The sequence below is a fragment of the Terriglobia bacterium genome (assembly GCA_036496425.1).
GTDB lineage: Bacteria > Acidobacteriota > Terriglobia > 20CM-2-55-15 > 20CM-2-55-15 > 20CM-2-55-15.
This window is the reverse complement of record DASXLG010000068.1, coordinates 46,539-64,521: the sequence shown is the minus strand read 5'-3', so window position 1 is coordinate 64,521 and position 17,983 is coordinate 46,539. Positions and strand designations below refer to the sequence as shown.

The window sequence follows — 17,983 nt, the reverse complement described above, 5'->3', positions numbered from 1 at the left end:
TGTTCGAATTTGCTTTTACGCTCAAGCCGGACATGACTCCGGACCATATTATCGCCCTCGCAAAACAGGCCGAAGGCGCAGGGTTCAATTACGGGTGGATTTTCGATTCGCACGTTCTGTGGCAGGAGCCCTATCCCCTGCTGACGTTGATGGCCGCCAATACCGCCAGGATGAGGCTTGGAACCTGCGTCACGAATCCTGTCGTCCGGGATCCAACCGTTACGGCCAGCCTGCTGGCGACCATCAACCAGATCTCCAACGGCCGGATGGACTGCGGCATCGGCCGCGGCGATAGTTCCCGGCGCGTTATGGGAAAGAAGCCGACAACTCTCGAGAATCTCGAAGAGGCCGTCCGGGTCATCCGGGATCTGAACAGCGGCAAACAGATTACGTACGAAGGCCATCCGATTCAGATGCCCTGGGCGGACAAAGGCGTGCCTCCAATCTGGGTCGCGGGTTACGGACCGAAAGCACTGCGCTGCGCCGGCCGCGTCGGCGACGGCGTCATTCTCCAGTTTGCCGATCCCCATCTCATCAAGTGGTGCCTGGGCTTTGTGAAAGAAGGAGCGCAGGAAGCGGGCCGCGATTTTTCAAAGATCCGGGTGATGAGCGCAACCGCCGTCTGGGTCTCCGCAGACAAGAAAATCGCGCGGGAGCGCGTGCGCTGGTTTCCTGCTCTGGTGTCGAATCACGTCGTTGATCTGGTGTCTCGCTATAAGCCGGAAGAGTTACCGCCCGAGCTGACCGGGTATGTTCAGGATCGCAGAGGATACAACTACCTGCACCATGCGGAAGTAGGCAGCAGCAATGCCGAGTTCGTAACCGATGAGGTCGTCGACCGCTTCTGTATTGTCGGTTCGGTTGCCGAGCACGTGCAGAAGTTACGGGAACTGAAATCCGCCGGGGTCACTCAGTTCAATATTTATTTGATGTGTGGCGAGGAAGAGAAAACCCTCGAAATTTACGGAAAAGAAATCATACCTGCGGTTTTGTAAAACGTCGAAAGCTATAGGGAGGAAATATGCCTCGCAGACGTAAAGCTTTCAAAAATAAACCTGTTCCACCGCATGAGGCTGCTGAACGGATCCTTGAAGCCGCCAGCCAGCCGGTCAGCACCGAAGCTCCGGACCAGACGCCGGACCGGATGATGCGGGCCATCGATGAGGACAGCCCGGAACGAAGCGATTTCGAGCGTACGATGAAGGACTATTATGCCCAGACCGATGCCGAAGAGCAGGGGGGCGTTCCCCGAACGCCGCCGGAGACGGATCCCCTGCCGCTCCAAGGTCTGGAACGGCCCAAGCATCCGCCGCGACACAACATGTGACCTGTGATAGTGTAGGTCTCCTGAAGGAGATCATATGGGTTCACTAGGGCTTCCCGAGCTGATTATCATCGGGGTTATTGCGCTTCTGATTTTCGGGCCTAAAAAGCTGCCGGAACTGGGTAGCGGATTAGGCAAAGCCATCCGCGACTTCAAAGGTGCGATGAATGAGATGAACGAGCCGGCCAAAGCGGAGCCGCAGGCGAAGGAAGAAAAGAAGGAAGAGAAAAAAGAAGAAAAGAAGGAAGAAGTAACCACAAAAACCACATAAGCCCCGAACGGCTTGCGCGGGTCTTGTGGTTACTTCTGCTCAAGCCTGGGAACGCATGATTTCTTCGACAATGCTTTTCCCGCAGCAGCTGGATGTCTTAAAGCGCGCTCCCTGCCGATACATAGACTCCAGCCGTTCCCGTGCTTCCGGCGCAACGAACGTCACATCCGATAGATCCAGCAGAACTCCATCTCCGGCGCCGCCGCTGTGAATGTCCGCCCAGGTCCGATCGAGTTCCTCGAGCCACGGGCCCGCAAGCTTCCCCACGAGCCTCATTGTTGCTGTCTTCGAGTTGCGTTCTACGATGATTCTCAGCATAGACACCTCGAGACCTTCATTATTTGTCCTTGTCCGATTGCATGATGCGAACGGACTCTCCGGAAACCAGTGAATCCGGCGGATTCACGATCAGAACTTCGTCGCCTTTCAATCCGGCGACGACTTCGACTTCGTTCCCGAAGTCCCGGCCGAGCGTTACCCGCGCAAGTTCCGCCCGATTGCCATCCTTGACAATAGCGACTCGGATACCTTCCGACCGGAAAAGCAGCGCATTGATCGGCAGAATGAAAGTCGACGCCGATGATGCGAGTTTCAAATGAATCTCCGCGTACGATCCGGGAAGCAACTCACCTGCAGGATTCGGCACATCGAACTGAACCAGCAGTGTGTGGGAAGCAGGATCAATCGCTTCCGATGTCGTCGTGAATGCGGCCCTGAACTTTCTTCCCGGAAATTCCTGCAGCGTCAGGTCGGCAACGAGGCCGGGCTTGGCGGCCTGCGAATAGGCTTCCGGAACGTTCACATAGACGCGCATGCGATCGGTCGCGGTGATGTGGAAGAGTTCCTTCGTTGTGGAACTTCCGCTCGTGATGAGGGCCCCGATATCGGTGCTGCGTGCTGTTATGACGCCGTCGAACGGGGCGAAGATCTTCTCAAAGGATTGCGTTTCTTCCAGCCGTTTCAGGGCGGCCCGAGCCGACTCAGTCATCGATTTCTTTGCCTGGAAATCGCTGACGGCATTGTCCACTTCCTGCTTCGAGACGGCGTCTGTTTTGATCAGATCCTGTAAACGGGCGGAGGTGATATCGGAGAGATGCATGTTCGTTTGAGCGGTGGCAAAATCGGCCCTCGCCTGCGCGACCTGATGATCGATTTCCGGCGTATCGATTTCTGCCAGAAGCTGCCCGGCTTTGACGTGGGCTCCGATATCGGCATACCAGTGTTTGAGATAACCGTCGGTGCGTGCGTAGATGGGCGCATCCGTATAGGGCTGAATGTTCGCCGGCAACGTGATTTCCTGCGTGAGTGTGCCGCGCTTCGGCTCAATCACAGTCACGGTTCGAGCCGCGAGCCTCGTTGTCTCCGTCCGGAGTTCGTCGTCGGCTCTCAATCGCGGCGCGATTCCGGAGTAGACGACACCGCCGACAACTGTCAGCGCGAGGATGGTGATGAGGGCGTTCCGTATCATTCGATTTACTCCAGATTGCTTTCCTGCTCAGGCGCAAGTACGGCTGTCGATCGTTTATGAAAAAGGCTGAAGATTGCCGGCACAAAGAAAAGTGTGGCGACAGTGGCGAACATCAATCCTCCGATGACGGCGCGGCCCAGAGGCGCGTTCTGCTCGCCGCCTTCGCCGAGCCCAAGGGCCATCGGTACCATTCCAATGATCATCGCAAGAGCCGTCATTATTACCGGCCGGAATCGGGTAAAACCCGCTTCCAGCGCGGCGGCCACTCCGCTGGTACCGGCGGCCATCCGATCCTTCGCGAAGCTGACCACCAGAATACTGTTCGCCGTGGCAACGCCCATGCACATGATGGAGCCCGTCAAGGCAGGCACGCTCAGTGTCGTGTGCGTCATGAAAAGCATCCAGACGATGCCGGCCAGCGCTGCGGGCAATGCGGCGATGATGATGAAGGGGTCCAGCCACGACTGGAAGTTCACGACGATCAGGAAATAGTCCAGCACGATGGCCAGCAGCAATCCGCCAAGCAGGCCGGCAAAGGAGCTTTTCATGGTTTCGATCTGTCCGCGAACGACCAGCTGTGAGCCACGCGGAAGATCTTTGCGGCTGGCGTCCACGATCGGCATCAATTCCTGCGAAACCGACCCCAGATCACGCCGCTGCACGGAGCCGTAGATGTCGATGACGGGTTGGACGTTATAGTGCGAAACCACACCCATCCCGGCATCGCGGCTGATCGACGCGAGGTCTCCCAGAATGACCGCGGGCCCCTGACCTTTTGCGGCGAGGACTGGAATCTTGTTCAGACTCTCCAACGAATCCAGTTGATATTGAGGAGTCTGGCTCGCCATCGAATATTGCACGCCGTTCCGGGGATCCAGCCAATAGGTTGGAACGGTCTGGCCGCTTCCGCTCAACGAGACCAGCAGACTGCTGGCGACATCACGCTCGGTAAATCCACCGCGGCCGGCTTTCGTGCGATCAACGATCACGTGAAACTTGGGATGATTGAAAGGCTGCTGGATCCGGAGATCCGTAGTCCCCGGAACCTGCCGCACTTTTGCCAGCAGCTGAGCGGCGAATTCACGGTTTGCATTGACGTTCGCTCCGACGACCTGGATATCGATCGGCGCCGGAAGGCCGAAATTCAGAATCTGGCTCACGATGTCGGCCGGCAAAAAATAAAACATCACACCCGGAAAAGCATCGTTCAACTTCTCACGCAGGTCGTGGACGTATTCCTCGGTCGGCCGGTGATTTTCGTTCAGTGAAACAAGGATGTCGGCGTCTTCGCTGCCGATCGGCGCGGAAATGCTGTAAGAAAGATTGAGACCGCTGTTCGGGAGCCCGATGTTGTCGATGACGGAACCGAGCTCTCGTCCGGGAATCGCCCGTCGAATAACCTCGTCAACGCGGTCGCACAGCGCCGCCGTTTCCTCGATTCGGGTTCCGGTCGGCGCCCGGAGATGCAGCTTAAGCTGGCCGCTGTCTACGGCCGGAAAGAAATCCTCCCCCACCCACGGAAGCAGCGCGAACGAAGCAAAACACGCGATGATAAAACAGAAAGCGAAGATGTTGCGGTGTTCGATGCAGCTCTCGAGCGCGCTGCGATAGGCGTTACGAAGCCGTTCAAACACTTTCTCAAACGCGTTCTGCACCAGCACAAAGGGATTGAGGCTTCGTTTTGGCGCGTGACCGTGCGCTGCATGCCCTTTCAACAGGTACTTCGCCATTGTCGGCACCAGCGTGCGCGACAGAAGATAAGAAGCTATCATCGCGAAAACGACCGCTTCCGCGAGAGGCACGAACAGGTAACGGGCGACGCCGGTAAGGAAGAACATCGGAACGAAAACGATACAGATCGAGAGCGTCGAAACAAACGCCGGCACCGCGATCTGCCGCGCGCCGTCCAGAATCGCGACCACGGTTTCTTTACCTTCCGCGAGATTTCGATCGATGTTTTCGATTTCCACCGTCGCGTCGTCGACCAGGATGCCGACGGCCAGCGCCAGGCCGCCCAGCGTCATGATGTTGATCGTCTGGCCGAGCGCGCTCAAAACGATGATCGACGTCAAAATCGACAGCGGAATCGATATCCCGATGATCAGAGTGCTGCGCCAGCTGCCTAGAAATATCAGGATCATGATGCTGGTCAGGCACGCGGCAATGATGGCTTCCCGCAATACACCCTGAATCGCCGCCCGCACAAACACCGACTGATCGGCCAGTGGCCGGATTTCGAGGCCGGCCGGCAGAGCGCTTGCTCCTCGCGCCAGTTCGCGTTTGACTCCTTCGATGATGTCGAGTGTCGATGCCGATCCTGTTTTTACCACTGTCAGCAGAGAGGAACGCTGGCCATCCACTCGAACAATGTTGCGCTGCGGCGGGAAACCATCCCGGACGTGCCCGACATCGCGAAGATAGATCGTCGAATTGCCGATCGTCTTGATCGGAAGGTCGTTCAATTCTTCCACCGTGCGCGGACTGCTGTTCAGGTCCACGTCGTACTCGAAATTTCCGATCTTCGCCGTACCCGCCGGCAACACCAGATTCTGATCACCCAGTGCATTCACGATCGCGGTTGCATCCAGCCCTTTTTCCTGCATCGCCTGCAGATCCAGGTCGACCTGGATCTGACGCTGTCTGCCTCCATAAGGATTCGGCAGCGACGCGCCTTGAATCGTCGCCAGCTGGGTACGTAAGAAGTTCTGGCCGATATCCGAAAGCTGCTGTTCGGACATATTCTTTCCGGACATCGAAAGCTGCAGAATGGGAACGGTGGACGCGTTATAAACAATGATGAATGGCGGGGCCGCCCCCGGCGGAGCCGAACGCACTGCGGACTGGGAGGCGGATGTGATCTGAGCCATTGCCAGATCGACCTGCGCTCCGGGATGGAAAAACACTTTTACGATCGAAATCCCGTTAAGCGTTTGCGACTCAATATGTTCGATGTCGTTGACCACCGTCGTGAGCGTGCGCTCGTAGTTCGAGACGATGCGGTTGGTCATCTCTTCCGGGTTTAATCCGTTGTACTGCCAGATCGCCGTAATGACCGGGATATCAATGTTCGGAAAAATGTCCTTCGGGGTGCGGGAAATGACCAGCGGTCCGATGATCAACAACAACAGCGCCATCACGACGAACGTGTAGGGCCGGCTCAGCGCAATTCGAACAATCCACATTTGGCCTCCACTTGGCAATGTAAAGGCCAATTGTTAAATGTTTAACAATCTACAGTTTAAAGTTTTAGGGTTAAACGATTGACGTCAATTGGTAGACGTCGCGTCTAAGAAATGACGGTTCAACATGGCGTGTGAGGTAGGACACTACCCCCCCGGCCGCGTAATCCCGAGCCTCCGCATCTTGTAAAACAAGGTAGTCCGCTTCAGGCCAAGCCGTTCGGCGGCGCCGCCCGGTCCTCCCAGCACCCAATTCGCTTCGACGAGCGCTCTGAGGATGTGATCGCGTTCGCCTTCCGCCAGTGTCCCCAGTCGTGCGCCTGAGCTTTCGATCCGCTGATTCAATTCTCCGAGCGGAGGCGTGAGCGTTCGACCGCGCGTGAGGATCACGGCCCGTTCGATGAAGTTCTGGAGTTCGCGCGCATTGCCCGGCCAGTGATAGCGCGTCAGCGCTTCCATAGTTTCCGGCGAGATGGTGTCGATAGGCTTGTTCATCTGTCGCGCATACTTGTCCACGAAATAGCGGACCAGAAGCGCCACGTCCCCGGCCCGCTCGCGCAGCGGCGGCAGCGTTACGGGGAAAACATTGAGGCGATAGTACAGATCGCTTCGGAACGAGCGATTCGCAACCATTGCCGGCAGATCCTGACTGGTGGCGGCAATCAGCCGGACATGGATGCGGATTGTCCTGGTGCTGCCGAGGCGTTCGAACTCCTGCTCCTGAAGAACGCGCAGCAATTTCGGTTGAAGTTCGAGAGGGATGTCTCCGATCTCATCCAGAAACAGCGTCCCTTCGTGCGCCAGCTCAAAGCGGCCGATCTTCTGTGAGATGGCGCCCGTAAATGCGCCCTTCTCATGTCCGAACAATTCGCTTTCCAGCAGGCCGAGCGGAATTGCGGCGCAGTTGACCTTGACGAAGGTGCGTTCGGAGCGCGAACTGATGCTGTGAATCGCGCGCGCGATCAATTCTTTTCCGGTTCCGGTTTCACCGAGCACAAGCACCGTCGAATCCGTCGGTCCGACAGTCTTCACGTTCTCCAGAACCGCCTTGAGCGGCGCGCTCTCGCCGATGATCTCTTCGAAATTATGCGTCGACTGGATTTCTTCATTGAGATAAACCCGCTCTACGGCGAGGTGCTGGCGTGCCTCGTCGACTTGCGAGTAGCTCAACGCATTGTCGATTGCGAGCGCGATTTGCGCCGCTGCCTGTTTCAGGAAATCCAGATCCGATTCGTCGAACGCATCGTCCTGTGTGCTTCCTATATTGAGCGTTCCGACAACCCGCCGGCAGCTGATCAGAGGCAGGAAGCAGACCGAACGAAGTCCGATTTCGAGCAGTTGATTGTTCGGCGATTCCGATCTGGCCAGTCCCGCGCGATCCAGAAGAAGCGGCTCGCCCGTCTGCATGACCTCGGCCGAGAGGCTGTTTTTTGCCTGCAGCACAATTTCCTGCTGCGAGCGTTCCACCTCCGAGAAGTTCCGGGCATACACGCGCACCTGCTGCCCGCCGGGTTCCGGGATGGTCACGCTGGTGTAGTCGCAATGCCTCACGCCGCGTACGCCGTTGGATATGGCCCTCAGCAGCGGCCGCAATTCGAGGTTCGAAATCACATTGTTGTTCAGTTCAAGTAATAGCCGGAGGCGGTTTCGTTCCTGGGCAAGCTCCTGCTGGTAGCGCTGCGTTTCCGACTGGCTGAGCGCGTTGTCGACGGCGACAGCCACCTGCCGCGCGACCAGGCGGAAGAATTCGAGATCGGCTTTTCCGTAGGCGTCGTGGCGTTTATTTCCGAAAGCGAGACTGCCGAGACGGCGATGCGCCGTCGTCAGCGGCAAAATGCAGAAGGACTTGATTCCAGCCGAACGGAAGCTCGCCATGGCTTCGGGGAAGCGCTCGTCCTGTCCCGTATCCGCCACCACGAGCGGCTGCTGGGTCTCCCAGGCAAAGCCGCTGGGAGAATCTGCGACCATCCGCTCCACCACGTCGACCCGGGCACTCCCTTCCATCTCGACGATATGAACGCGCATGGTATTGCGTTCGGGATTGTGAAGGATAAGCGAAAGCGAATCGAAGCTCACCAGTCGCGGCAGCCGCTGGAACAGATCGTGGAACAGCGCCGGCAGATCGCTATGAAGGGTGATGGATTCGGAGACCTCAAGCAGAGCCTGATATTCCGAGGCAGGGATGCTCATATCCGGGCTTCAGCGTTCGACGGTCGGCTCGAGGAATCGGCTGTAGGCATCATTGGCGTCCTCGATCTGGAACCGGTAGCCGAGCTCGCGAAGGAACCGGTCGAACGCGTCGTCCTGATCGGGAGGCACCTCGAGGGCGGCCAGAACGCGGCCAAAGTCCGAACCATGATTGCGGTAATGAAACAGACTGATGTTCCATTTGCCGCCGATCGTGTCCAGAAATTGCAGCAGAGCGCCGGGACGCTCCGGAAATTCGAAACGGCAAAGCCGCTCTCGTTTGACGCCCAGTGCATGGCCGCCGACCATGTACCGGATGTGCAGCTTGGCGAGTTCATTGTCGGTGAGGTCCGCCGTCTCGTAACCCTGCTGGACGAGTTCCGTCTTCAACCGGGTTGCATCGTCGCGGCTGCCGACGCTCACACCGACAAACACATCGGCGCGCTGGCGATCGTTCAGCCGGTAGTTGAACTCTGTGATGACTCGCCGTCCCAGCGCTGCGCAGAATTGACGGAACGACCCTGGTCTCTCGGGGATCGTCACCGCAAAGAGCGCTTCCCTCGATTCACCCAACTCGGCCCGCTCCGCGACGAACCGCAGACGATCGAAATTCATGTTCGCGCCGCTGAGCAGTGCGACAAAGTCGTTGCCGCGGACTTGCTTGCGCGAGCTATATGATTTCATTCCTGCCACGGCCAGAGCGCCCGCAGGCTCTACGATCGTTCGGGTGTCGTCGAAAATGTCTTTGATCGCGGCGCAGATTTCGTCATTGTTGACGGTGACGATCTCGTCGACGGTCTGCTTGACGATCGAAAAAGTCTGATTGCCCACCTGGCGTACCGCCACGCCATCCGCAAACAAGCCCGGATTGTCCAGGCTGACGGGTTTTCCTGCTCTGAGCGCGCGGCTCATCGCATCGGAATCCACGGGTTCCACGCCAATCACTTTCACTTCGGGGACCACCGACTTCACATAAGCGCCGATGCCGGAGATCAGCCCTCCTCCACCGATCGGCACAAAGATCGCGGCAAGGTCGCGGGGATGCTGGCGCACGATCTCATCCGCGACGGTGCCCTGGCCCGCGATGACAAACGGATCGTCGAATGGATGCACGAAAGTCAGGCCGGTCTCTTCAGCCAGGCGGTCGCAATGGACCTGCGCTTCGGAGTAGTGATCGCCGGCCAGAACCACTTCGGCATCGAGGGCCTTAACCGCCTCGATTTTGATCTCCGGCGTCGTTTTCGGCATCACGATGACGGCGCGGATCCCGAGATGCTTCGCCGAAAGCGCGACGCCCTGCGCATGGTTTCCGGCGCTCGCTGTGATGACGCCGACGGCGCGCTCGGCCTGGGAGAGGCGCGCGATGCGGTTATAGGCGCCGCGGATTTTGAAGCTGAATACCGGCTGCTGGTCCTCGCGTTTCAGCCAGACGTTGTTGCCGACCCGTTTCGAAAGCCGGGGCGCCGCGTCGAGTGATGTTTCCCGCGCGACTTCGTAAACCCGGCTCGTCAAAATCGCCCGTAAGATCTGCTCCATTCACACATAACCATAGCAGATATAGAATACCCGCATGAATACGCGCCGTGAATTTCTGCAGTTTGCAGCTCTGCTGTTTCTTCGGCCCCAGGGCCCTCAACCTCGAATAAGCACGCTTCTGGGAATGGGCGCCAATGATCCCGCGAACAATCCATTCGGACTGGTCATCGGTCCGGACCGTGGGCTTTATTGGGCCGATTTTGGCAGCCACCGCGTCTTGCGTTATGACTTCGGCACCAAAGCGATTTCGGTGATCGCGGGAACGGGCAAGGCCGGATATTCCGGCGACGGCGGGCCGGCGGCCGCGGCGCAGATGAATGCCCCTCATGAGGTCCGCTTCGACAGTAAAGGCAACATCTTCGTGGCCGAACGGGATAACCACGTCGTGCGGTACATCGACATGAAGTCGAAAGTTATTTCGACCGCGGCCGGCACCGGGATGCGCGGATTCAGCGGCGATGGCGGACCGGCAAACCAGGCACAGCTCGCGCAGCCTCACAGTATTGCGCTCGATCGCGCCGACAATGTCTACATTTGCGACATCATGAATAACCGCGTACGGCGGATCGATCCGAAAGCCGGAACGATCAGCACATTCGCGGGCACCGGAGAACGCGGAAACGCGCCGGATGAGGCGCCGCTCGACGGCACGCCTGTCGCGGGCCCGCGCTCCATCGAGATCGCGCCCGACGGCACGATGTATCTCATCCTGCGCGAAGGCAACAAAGTATTCAGCATCGATGTGGCCCGCCGCCGTCTGAAACGGATTGCGGGCACCGGCGAACTGGGTTATTCCGGCGACGGCGGGCCGGCGTTAAATGCGAAATTTGGAGCGCCGGGAAACCCTCTCAACGGTCCGAAGGGCGTGGCGTTTTCGGACGGCATGCTTTATATCGCGGACACCGAGAATCACGTCATCCGCAGAATCGATCTCAAGCAGGGAACGATCACGACGATCGCCGGCACCGGCCAACGCGGCGACGGCCCGGACGGCGATCCCCTGATGTGCAAATTCGCCCGGCCGCATGGTGTGTTTATTCAGGGGAATACGCTTTACATCGGGGATAGCGAGAACCACAGAATTCGAACCCTGCAATTAAGAGGTTAGTGAGAACCAACTTTTCTGTTGCGTATGCGTCTTTGTCCTACCTATCCTGAAATCATCACATCAATTATATTCGGCTCTAGCGTGTAGCAAGGAGGCACTACAGTGTTCGAAGAGATTGGCAGATCCCTCGACAACTTGCTTCGCGTTGTCTCGACAAACCTCAGTTTCACTCAGATTGACCCGCGAACGGACGCGATATCCGCTGATTTCCCGACGATTGAGCCGATCAAGCTCCGGTTGGAAATCGGCATTGGTACGTTGATCGTTTCCGTTGGGAACGAAAAGCTTGTTGAAGGCACGGCGACCTACGATATTCAGGAATGGGCGCCCGCCATCAACGTCGAAGGCGGCACGGTCGTCGTGAGGCAACTTCACAATCTCCCGCTCGGGCCCATCGTCGCGGATCGCAGGAACGACTGGAACCTGAAATTGGGTACGGCGCGGCCGTATTCATTGAACGTCGCCAAAGGGATCGTAAGCGGAGAGTTGGCTCTTGGCGGTCTGCCGCTCACGAGCGCGCTGATCGAGAGCGGCAGCGGAAAAACGCAAGTCACCTTCGATGCACCGAACCCTCAGCGCGCCGACAAAGTGGAATTTCGATGTGGCTCCGGAGAAATACGTGTAAGTGGACTGTTAAACACGAACTCCGCCGCGCTCCGGCTGTCGGGAGGAACCGGCAGGGTGCACCTCGGCTTCAACGGCGAACCTCTGACGCAGGACATGGACGCCAATATTTCGCTCGGCGTCGGCGAATCCACCATCGTTGTAAAGCCGGGCATTCCGACGCGGATCAGGATCAGCCAGGGCATAGGCGGACTGCACATCCCCGGCAATTTCAAATCGACCGAGGGCGGAGCATACGCAAGCGCCGACTTTACAACCTCAATGGGCCCGAAGCTCGATTTGAAGATCACCTGCGGCGTCGGCAGCGTCAACATCATGATGGAGGGCGAATAGCTGGAAAGCCGCTCGTTCCTTCTCGTTCTCGCCCTCCTGTTGGTTCTCATTGTCGGGCCGCTTTTCGGTCCAGTCGGCGCCTATCTCGTTAAGACACGGGACATCCAGTCTGCCGCCGCCTTGGAAATGGGTCTTTTCCTGATTACTGTATCCGTAGTGTTTGGAATCGTCCGCATGTGGATGAGTCGGAATCATAGGACGATGGCCGACCTGGGTTGGGGAAAGACCTCGCGCCCCCTCGCGATTGTCCTCGGTACACTTCTTGGCGTCCTTTGGGGGGCGTTTGGCTCGTTCGGCTACCTGCAATTTGTCAAGGACGCAAACATTCTTGAGATGAGCCTGTTCCGCCTGTTCATGGCTGTAGCCGGAGCCCTGGTTGCCGTTTTGGAAGACTGCATAACGCGCGGCCTGGTTATGAACGAACTGCAGCGAATGGGCTCCTCGAAACTGGTCCAGGTGCTGGCCTCGAGTGTCCTGTTTTCTCTATATCACTCGATTTGGAGATTCAACATGATCAGTTTCACTGTGGGACTGATCTATGGATTGATGCTTAGCGGTTTATTCGTGCTGGGCCGGCGTAGTCTAACGCCGGTAATCCTGGGACATGGTCTCGCTTTGTTGCTCGGCGAGCCCTTCCTGACGATGTCGCTATTGCAGGCGATCAAGCTCGGCCGTTAGTCCGGCTATTGCCCCTGGAGCAGTTTTTCGATCAATGCGGCAGTTGAGGGGTGCGGAAGGCTCGAGCTTCCATCAAAGCCGACACCGCCTGCCAGGCCTTTTGCCGAGTCCAGCGGTGTCTTGCCTTGCCGATCCTTGACGTCAAGTTTCCCGCCGTGCGCCGCCAGGAACTGCACGACGTCGTCGAAGCCTTGAAATGCGGCGCCGTGGAGAGCGGTTTGTCCGCGGCTATCAGCGGCATTCACATCGATGCCGGCAGCGAGACACAACTTGATCGCTTCGATGGCGTCCGCCTGGGTTTTGCGGCGGCCGGTGGTGTCCTCTTCTTTCGTGCCGAGACCCGCAGCCGCCATCAGGGGATTGATCCCGTTCCGTGTCGTGAGCTTGGCGTCGGCGCCCTTGGCCAGCAGGATTTTCATGACCGCTACATCGCCGGCCTTTGCGGCACGCACCAGAGGCGTGGTACCGCTGGTCAGCATCGTGTCGTCGCCGCGATCGAGTTTTGTCCGGTAAGGCTGCTGTTGTTTCAATTGGACGTTGATGTTTGCGCCCTTGGCTACCAGTGTCTTGACGAGATCGAGACTGCCCGTCTCGTTGTCGATTTCTTTCGGCGATGGCCGATTCGACGCCGGCATGGTGTGGAAGTCGACGGCGGAATAAAGCGGCGTCCGGCCGGTCCGATCGGCCAGAGTCGGGTTCGCGCCGTTTTCCAGCAATACGTTCGCCACGTCGTAATGCCCGTTGATAATCGCGGACAACAGCGGAGTGATGGCGTCCTGATCCGGGGCATTCACGTCGGCGCCGCCTTGCACCAGTACGGGAACACATTCGACACAACCCTGGCGCGCCGCAAACTCGAGGACGCTCAACCCGCCCAGTGGCAGCCACTTCTCGCGCGGCTCTGCCGAGTTCTGCCGCTCCCACTTGTTTACAGTGGAGCGCGCGTTGACGTCCGCGCCTTTGGCGATGAGTTCGCGCGCAACGGCGGCATGCTTTTGCGATACCGCCCACATCAGCGCGGTTTCGCCATGCCAGTTCTCCTTCGCGTTGACGTCGGCTCCGTGGGCAAGCAGCACCTTCACCGCATCGACGTTACCTGTGTGCGAGGCGGTCATCAGCGCCGTTTCACCTTCCGTGCTGACGGCGTTCGCGTCTGCGCCGGCTTTCAAAAGCTTTTCAATCATCGCCGCATTGCCGTTAACGCAGGCCAGATAGAGCGGCGTGATCCCGTATCGATTCGCGGCTTTGACATTGGCTCCCGCTCGAATCAAGCGGTCTACCAGCGCGGCATCATCGCTTCGCACGGCATAGTGTAGTGAGGTTGTGCCGTCGAGGTCGGTTTTGTTGACCGCTGCGTTCTGTTGCAGCAACGCCAGAACGATGGCGAGGACGAAGCTCATAGGTCCGCCATTTTCCCGGTGCTGTCGCCGAGCGTTTCGATATTGACACCGGATTTATCCAGCACCGACAGGAGCAGATTCGTCATCGGTGTGTGATCGGGATAGCGCAGATGACGGTTTCCTTTGAGGCGGCCCGATGCGCCGCCCGTTACCAGATTCGGCAGCGGGAAGTGATTATGCGCGTTGCTGTTGCTCATATTGCTGCCATAGAGGATCACCGAATGGTCGAGCAGCGAACCGTCGCCGTCACGCGTGGTCCGCATCCTTTCGAGGAATTGCGCGAACAAACCGATGTGATAGGTCTGGATTTTGACGTTCTTGTCCATCTTTTCCGGACGGTTCTGGTGGTGCGAAATCGCATGATGGCCGTCGGGCACGCCGACCTGTGGATAAGTACGGTTGCTGATTTCCCGCGCCACCATAAAAGTGATGACCCGCGTGATATTCGCCTGATACGAAAGAACGAGCAGGTCGTACATCAGCTTTACGTGGTCGTCGTACGAATAAGGAATGCCCGCCGGCGCTGCGGGCACCGTGACATCCGTGTTCGTCTGCTCGACGCCGGTTCTTTCGATGCGGCGTTCGATTTCCCGTACGCTCTCAAGATAGTCGTTCACTGTCGCGCGGTCGCGTGGTCCGAGCTTCTTCTGAAGGGTTGCGGCCTGCTGCATGAAACCGTCCAGGATGCTGCGGTCCTGTTGCTTGCGCGTCAGGCGTTCCGCGGCGTTCGAGCCCTGGCCGAACATGCGCTCGAAAACCTTTCGCGGATTGATTTCCATCGGCAGCGGAGTCGTCGGAGTGCGCCACGAAAGGGTGTTCATATAGATGCAACCGTAATCGCGGTCGCACTCACCGATAAGCCCCGAATGATCCTCTGTAGCGAGTTCCAGCGACGGAAGCTGCGTGTCCTGGCCGATGGCTTGCGCCGCAATCTGGTCCGCCGTAACGCCGGCGTAAGCGTCCGGACCCTGCGTCGGCTTCGGACGAACACCGCTCAGCCACGTTGTCGGGCTGAGTGAATGCACGGCTGTGGAATCCGCGGCCTTATGGCCCAGTCCGCTCACGACATTGACGTACTGCCGGTACGGTTCGAGCGGTTTCAGGATCGGTGTGAATTCGAAGTCCGCGCCTTCCGTTTTGGGGGTCCAGCGGTCCATGATCGCGCCGTGCGGGACATAGACCAAAGCCAGGCGGGTCCCGGAGTTCGTTGCCGCTTGCGCGGTCATGGCTGGAATCATCGATTCCAGAAAAGGCAAAGCGAGCGTGGTTCCGGCGCCTTTCAAGAAGGTGCGCCGCGAAAGATGTCTCTTGCTGATGAACATATTCACGTCCTCAATTGAGTTCGGCTGCTGCTTGCGATTTCCTCATTTGAAATGGAGTGCTCTTCACGATATCGATAATGATCGAAGACAATCTGTAATCGTTTTTGGCCGAGTCATGCACGATGCTGCGCACGACCGGCATGTCGTAGTACTCGAGGCCGCGGCCCAGCGCGTACGTCATCATTTTTTCCGTGACGGTTCCGGCAAACTGCTCCGGGTGTTTCATCAAAGCCTGGCGCAGCGTTACCGGGCCTTCGACCTTGGTGCCGTCGGCCAGCTGGCCTGACGCATCGATCGGTCCCGACTGATCTTTTGTGCGCCACTCGCCGACGCCGTCGAAATTTTCGAGCGAAAAGCCGAGCGGATCCATCACGGCATGGCACCCGGCACAAGCCGGATTCCGGCGATGGTCTTCCATCAGTTCCCTCACCGACTTCGGTTTCGTGCCTTCTTCATTTTCCTTCAAAGGCGGGACATTCGGTGGCGGCGGTGGCGGCGGTGTGCCGAGAATGTTTTCCAGAATCCACTTTCCACGGAGCACCGGCGACGTTCGGTTTGGATATGACGTGACCGTCAGAACACTTCCCTGGCCGAGCAATCCCATTCGCGTCTGGTCCGTCAAGGTCACTCTGCGGAATTGCGTTCCATAGACATTCGGAATCCCGTAGTGCTTCGCAAGCCGCTCGTTGACGAAGGTGTAATTCGCATTGAGCAGGTCGAGAACGCTCCGATTTTCGCGCAGGACGCTGTCGAAAAACATTTCGGTTTCCTGGCGGAAAGCCTGCCTCAGATTGTCGTCGAAGTTGGGATACTCGTGACCGTCGGGCTTGGAACTCTGGAGATTTCTCAAAAAAAGCCATTGGCCGGCGAAGTTGCGAACGAGCTCTTTGGATTTCGGATCGGCGAGCATCCGCTTGACCTGCTGATCCAGGACTACCGGGTCTTTGAGCTTGCCCTGGCTCGCGACATTCAGAAGTTCGTCGTCTGGAATGCTGCTCCACAAGAAAAATGAGAGGCGCGATGCCAATTCGATGTCGCTGACGCGATAGGCCCCGCCTGCCGTGGCATTGGGCGGATCGGATTCCGTCCGGAACAGGAACTTGGGAGCCGTCAGAACGAACGCCAGAGCGTTCTCAATGCCGCTTTCGAATGTTCGATTCCTGCGGCCCAATTCATAGAACTTCATCAGGACGTCGCCATCGGCATCGCTGACCGGCTGGCGATAGGCTCGCCGCGCCAGCGCCGAGAGTATTTTTCTCGCGCACGCCGTTTCGGCGGCGGCGGCTGCAGTCGCAGGCCGGCAAATGAAGATGCGGCGGCGGCTTGGTGTATCGCCCGGGCCTGTGGGCTCCAGTGGACCGGTCATATCGACACGCTCGATGATCGGCGTTCCATTCATGTTCTGAAGGTCATGATCACGAGTGTGCGGCTCGAGCGGTTCGTCGTACTCCGCCGAATTCTTGCGCAGAAATGCGACGCCGACGTTGTGCGGTCCCGCCTTGACAGCAATGCGCGTTTTCAGTCGCGCATCGATCGTATCGGCGGCGGCCGCGAAGTTCGCGTCCGACATTTTGTTATCGTCTTCGCCGCCCACCGGCGCGATGAAGACGCGCTCGCCGTCGATGGTGATCTCGAGCTGGTGCGGCCACTCCAGGCCCTTCATGTAACCGACGATATTGCGAAGCAGGAACACCCGGAAGTCGTACTGCCCGTCGAGAGGGAAATTCTGATGGATCAACAGGCCGCCCCGCGTGCCGAGAGGCAGGCCTTCGACGTGTTCATCCTGCGCCAGATCCGGCGCTGTTCTGAAAACCTGAGTCACGGCCGGCTGGGCAGGATCGCCCACTGCCAGGCTGCTGATTTTTCGCGACGCCGTCAGATATTGTTCGAGCAGAGAGGGCGAAAGCTTCAAGACATCCGCTATGTTGTCGAAGCCGTTGCTTTCGTCGTCTGCCGGTAGCAGATCCGTGACGTCGACGTCCAGCGCAAGCAGATCGCGGATCGCATTGCCATACTCGGTCCGGTTCAGCCGATGGATGGCGGCCCGGCCGGGACTGGGTTTGTTCGCTTCGGCTCGGTCGAGGGACGTTTCCAGGTATGAGACCAGCTTGTAGACGTCGTCACTGGAAGGCCGGGGACGGCCCTGCGGAGGCATCATTCCGCCGCGGAGTTTGCGGATGACTTTTTCCCAGGTTTCCGCACCCACGCCGGGGTGGTCGACGTCCATTTTGTCGAGCATGAGACCGGCGGTCTTTGCGCGATCGTTATGGCAGGTGACGCAATACTGATCGAGCAGGGCGCGATAAGGCGCAGCCGCCGCGGCTGCAGCTGAAGACGAAGCCGGTGCCTGCTGCGGCATGGCTGACACAACGAGACAACACCCCAACACGACAAATAAGGACCGTATTATGAGTCTCATTTGCGCCTAAGCTTATCAAAGAGGGACCGGGCGCAAAAGCGGCAAAAACATCGATTTCACGATGGTGTGTGAGCGACCCCCTGCCCGGCTTGCGCCGGGCTGTCCCCCTGTATCAGGGGGACAGGTAGACTCTC

Annotated in this window: 14 protein-coding genes; 6 read left to right on the top strand and 8 right to left on the bottom strand. The window is 58.4% G+C overall.

The features are described 5' to 3' along the window. From VGK48_04635 to VGK48_04625, 3 genes are all read left to right on the top strand, one after another. On the top strand, positions 1-995 hold a 995-nt coding region (locus tag VGK48_04635), incomplete at its 5' end, for a TIGR03842 family LLM class F420-dependent oxidoreductase (GenBank protein ID HEY2380449.1). Positions 996-1,021: 26 nt separating this feature from the next. Continuing rightward, positions 1,022-1,327, top strand: a complete 306-nt coding sequence (locus tag VGK48_04630; GenBank protein ID HEY2380448.1) for a hypothetical protein — start codon at positions 1,022-1,024, stop codon at positions 1,325-1,327. A gap of 34 nt (positions 1,328-1,361) precedes the next feature. Further along, positions 1,362-1,595: a twin-arginine translocase TatA/TatE family subunit gene (locus tag VGK48_04625; GenBank protein ID HEY2380447.1), complete on the top strand. Its 234-nt coding sequence runs from the start codon at positions 1,362-1,364 to the stop codon at positions 1,593-1,595. Between the two features lie 39 nt (positions 1,596-1,634). On the opposite strand, the gene VGK48_04620 is transcribed toward VGK48_04625, so the two are convergent. From VGK48_04620 to ilvA, 5 genes are all read right to left on the bottom strand, one after another. Then, a complete protein-coding gene (locus VGK48_04620; protein HEY2380446.1) occupies positions 1,635-1,913 on the bottom strand; it encodes a hypothetical protein in 279 nt (92 codons plus the stop codon). 19 nt (positions 1,914-1,932) lie between these two features. Beyond that, positions 1,933-3,063, bottom strand: a complete 1,131-nt coding sequence (locus VGK48_04615) for an efflux RND transporter periplasmic adaptor subunit (protein HEY2380445.1) — start codon at positions 3,061-3,063, stop codon at positions 1,933-1,935. 5 nt (positions 3,064-3,068) lie between these two features. Next, positions 3,069-6,245 (bottom strand): efflux RND transporter permease subunit, encoded by a 3,177-nt coding sequence (locus VGK48_04610; protein HEY2380444.1) that lies wholly within the window; start codon positions 6,243-6,245, stop codon positions 3,069-3,071. Positions 6,246-6,389: 144 nt separating this feature from the next. Then, entirely contained in the window at positions 6,390-8,432 is a 2,043-nt protein-coding gene (locus tag VGK48_04605; GenBank protein ID HEY2380443.1) for a sigma 54-interacting transcriptional regulator, read from the bottom strand. A 9-nt stretch (positions 8,433-8,441) separates the two neighbouring features. Beyond that, a complete protein-coding gene (ilvA, locus tag VGK48_04600; protein ID HEY2380442.1) occupies positions 8,442-9,965 on the bottom strand; it encodes a threonine ammonia-lyase, biosynthetic in 1,524 nt (507 codons plus the stop codon). A gap of 34 nt (positions 9,966-9,999) precedes the next feature. On the opposite strand from ilvA, the gene VGK48_04595 reads away from it, so the two are divergent. The 3 genes from VGK48_04595 to VGK48_04585 all read left to right on the top strand — a co-directional run bounded on the left by VGK48_04595 (position 10,000) and on the right by VGK48_04585 (position 12,708). Next, positions 10,000-11,073 carry a hypothetical protein gene (locus tag VGK48_04595; protein HEY2380441.1) on the top strand — a complete coding sequence of 358 codons (1,074 nt, stop codon included), beginning with the start codon at positions 10,000-10,002 and terminating at the stop codon, positions 11,071-11,073. Positions 11,074-11,175: 102 nt separating this feature from the next. Next, the gene (locus tag VGK48_04590; protein ID HEY2380440.1) at positions 11,176-12,030 is read left to right on the top strand and encodes a toast rack family protein; all 855 of its coding nucleotides are present in this window, start codon (positions 11,176-11,178) and stop codon (positions 12,028-12,030) included. A 201-nt stretch (positions 12,031-12,231) separates the two neighbouring features. Further along, positions 12,232-12,708, top strand: coding sequence for a CPBP family intramembrane glutamic endopeptidase (locus tag VGK48_04585; GenBank protein ID HEY2380439.1), 477 nt, complete (start codon positions 12,232-12,234; stop codon positions 12,706-12,708). A 5-nt stretch (positions 12,709-12,713) separates the two neighbouring features. Here VGK48_04585 and VGK48_04580 read toward each other — a convergent pair whose 3' ends face one another. Genes VGK48_04580 through VGK48_04570 form a run of 3 tightly spaced genes read right to left on the bottom strand, consistent with a single transcriptional unit; the run spans position 12,714 to position 17,849 of the window. Next, positions 12,714-14,108 (bottom strand): ankyrin repeat domain-containing protein, encoded by a 1,395-nt coding sequence (locus VGK48_04580; protein ID HEY2380438.1) that lies wholly within the window; start codon positions 14,106-14,108, stop codon positions 12,714-12,716. After that, the gene (locus VGK48_04575) at positions 14,105-15,430 is read right to left on the bottom strand and encodes a DUF1552 domain-containing protein (GenBank protein ID HEY2380437.1); all 1,326 of its coding nucleotides are present in this window, start codon (positions 15,428-15,430) and stop codon (positions 14,105-14,107) included. Before VGK48_04575 ends, VGK48_04580 begins: the two co-directional genes overlap by 4 nt. Before the next feature lie 10 nt (positions 15,431-15,440). Then, the gene (locus VGK48_04570) at positions 15,441-17,849 is read right to left on the bottom strand and encodes a DUF1592 domain-containing protein (GenBank protein ID HEY2380436.1); all 2,409 of its coding nucleotides are present in this window, start codon (positions 17,847-17,849) and stop codon (positions 15,441-15,443) included. Positions 17,850-17,983: the final 134 nt, after the last annotated feature.

Bases quoted from the DNA above. Each gene is read 5' to 3' on its own strand.
- VGK48_04630 (HEY2380448.1), top strand. From the start codon at position 1,022: ATGCCTCGCAGACGTAAAGCTTTCAAAAATAAACCTGTTCCACCGCAT.
- VGK48_04625 (HEY2380447.1), top strand. From the start codon at position 1,362: ATGGGTTCACTAGGGCTTCCCGAGCTGATTATCATCGGGGTTATTGCG.
- VGK48_04620 (HEY2380446.1), bottom strand. From the start codon at position 1,913: ATGCTGAGAATCATCGTAGAACGCAACTCGAAGACAGCAACAATGAGG.
- VGK48_04615 (HEY2380445.1), bottom strand. From the start codon at position 3,063: ATGATACGGAACGCCCTCATCACCATCCTCGCGCTGACAGTTGTCGGC.
- VGK48_04610 (HEY2380444.1), bottom strand. From the start codon at position 6,245: ATGTGGATTGTTCGAATTGCGCTGAGCCGGCCCTACACGTTCGTCGTG.
- VGK48_04605 (HEY2380443.1), bottom strand. From the start codon at position 8,432: ATGAGCATCCCTGCCTCGGAATATCAGGCTCTGCTTGAGGTCTCCGAA.
- ilvA (HEY2380442.1), bottom strand. From the start codon at position 9,965: ATGGAGCAGATCTTACGGGCGATTTTGACGAGCCGGGTTTACGAAGTC.
- VGK48_04595 (HEY2380441.1), top strand. From the start codon at position 10,000: ATGAATACGCGCCGTGAATTTCTGCAGTTTGCAGCTCTGCTGTTTCTT.
- VGK48_04585 (HEY2380439.1), top strand. From the start codon at position 12,232: ATGGCCGACCTGGGTTGGGGAAAGACCTCGCGCCCCCTCGCGATTGTC.
- VGK48_04580 (HEY2380438.1), bottom strand. From the start codon at position 14,108: ATGAGCTTCGTCCTCGCCATCGTTCTGGCGTTGCTGCAACAGAACGCA.
- VGK48_04575 (HEY2380437.1), bottom strand. From the start codon at position 15,430: ATGTTCATCAGCAAGAGACATCTTTCGCGGCGCACCTTCTTGAAAGGC.
- VGK48_04570 (HEY2380436.1), bottom strand. From the start codon at position 17,849: ATGAGACTCATAATACGGTCCTTATTTGTCGTGTTGGGGTGTTGTCTC.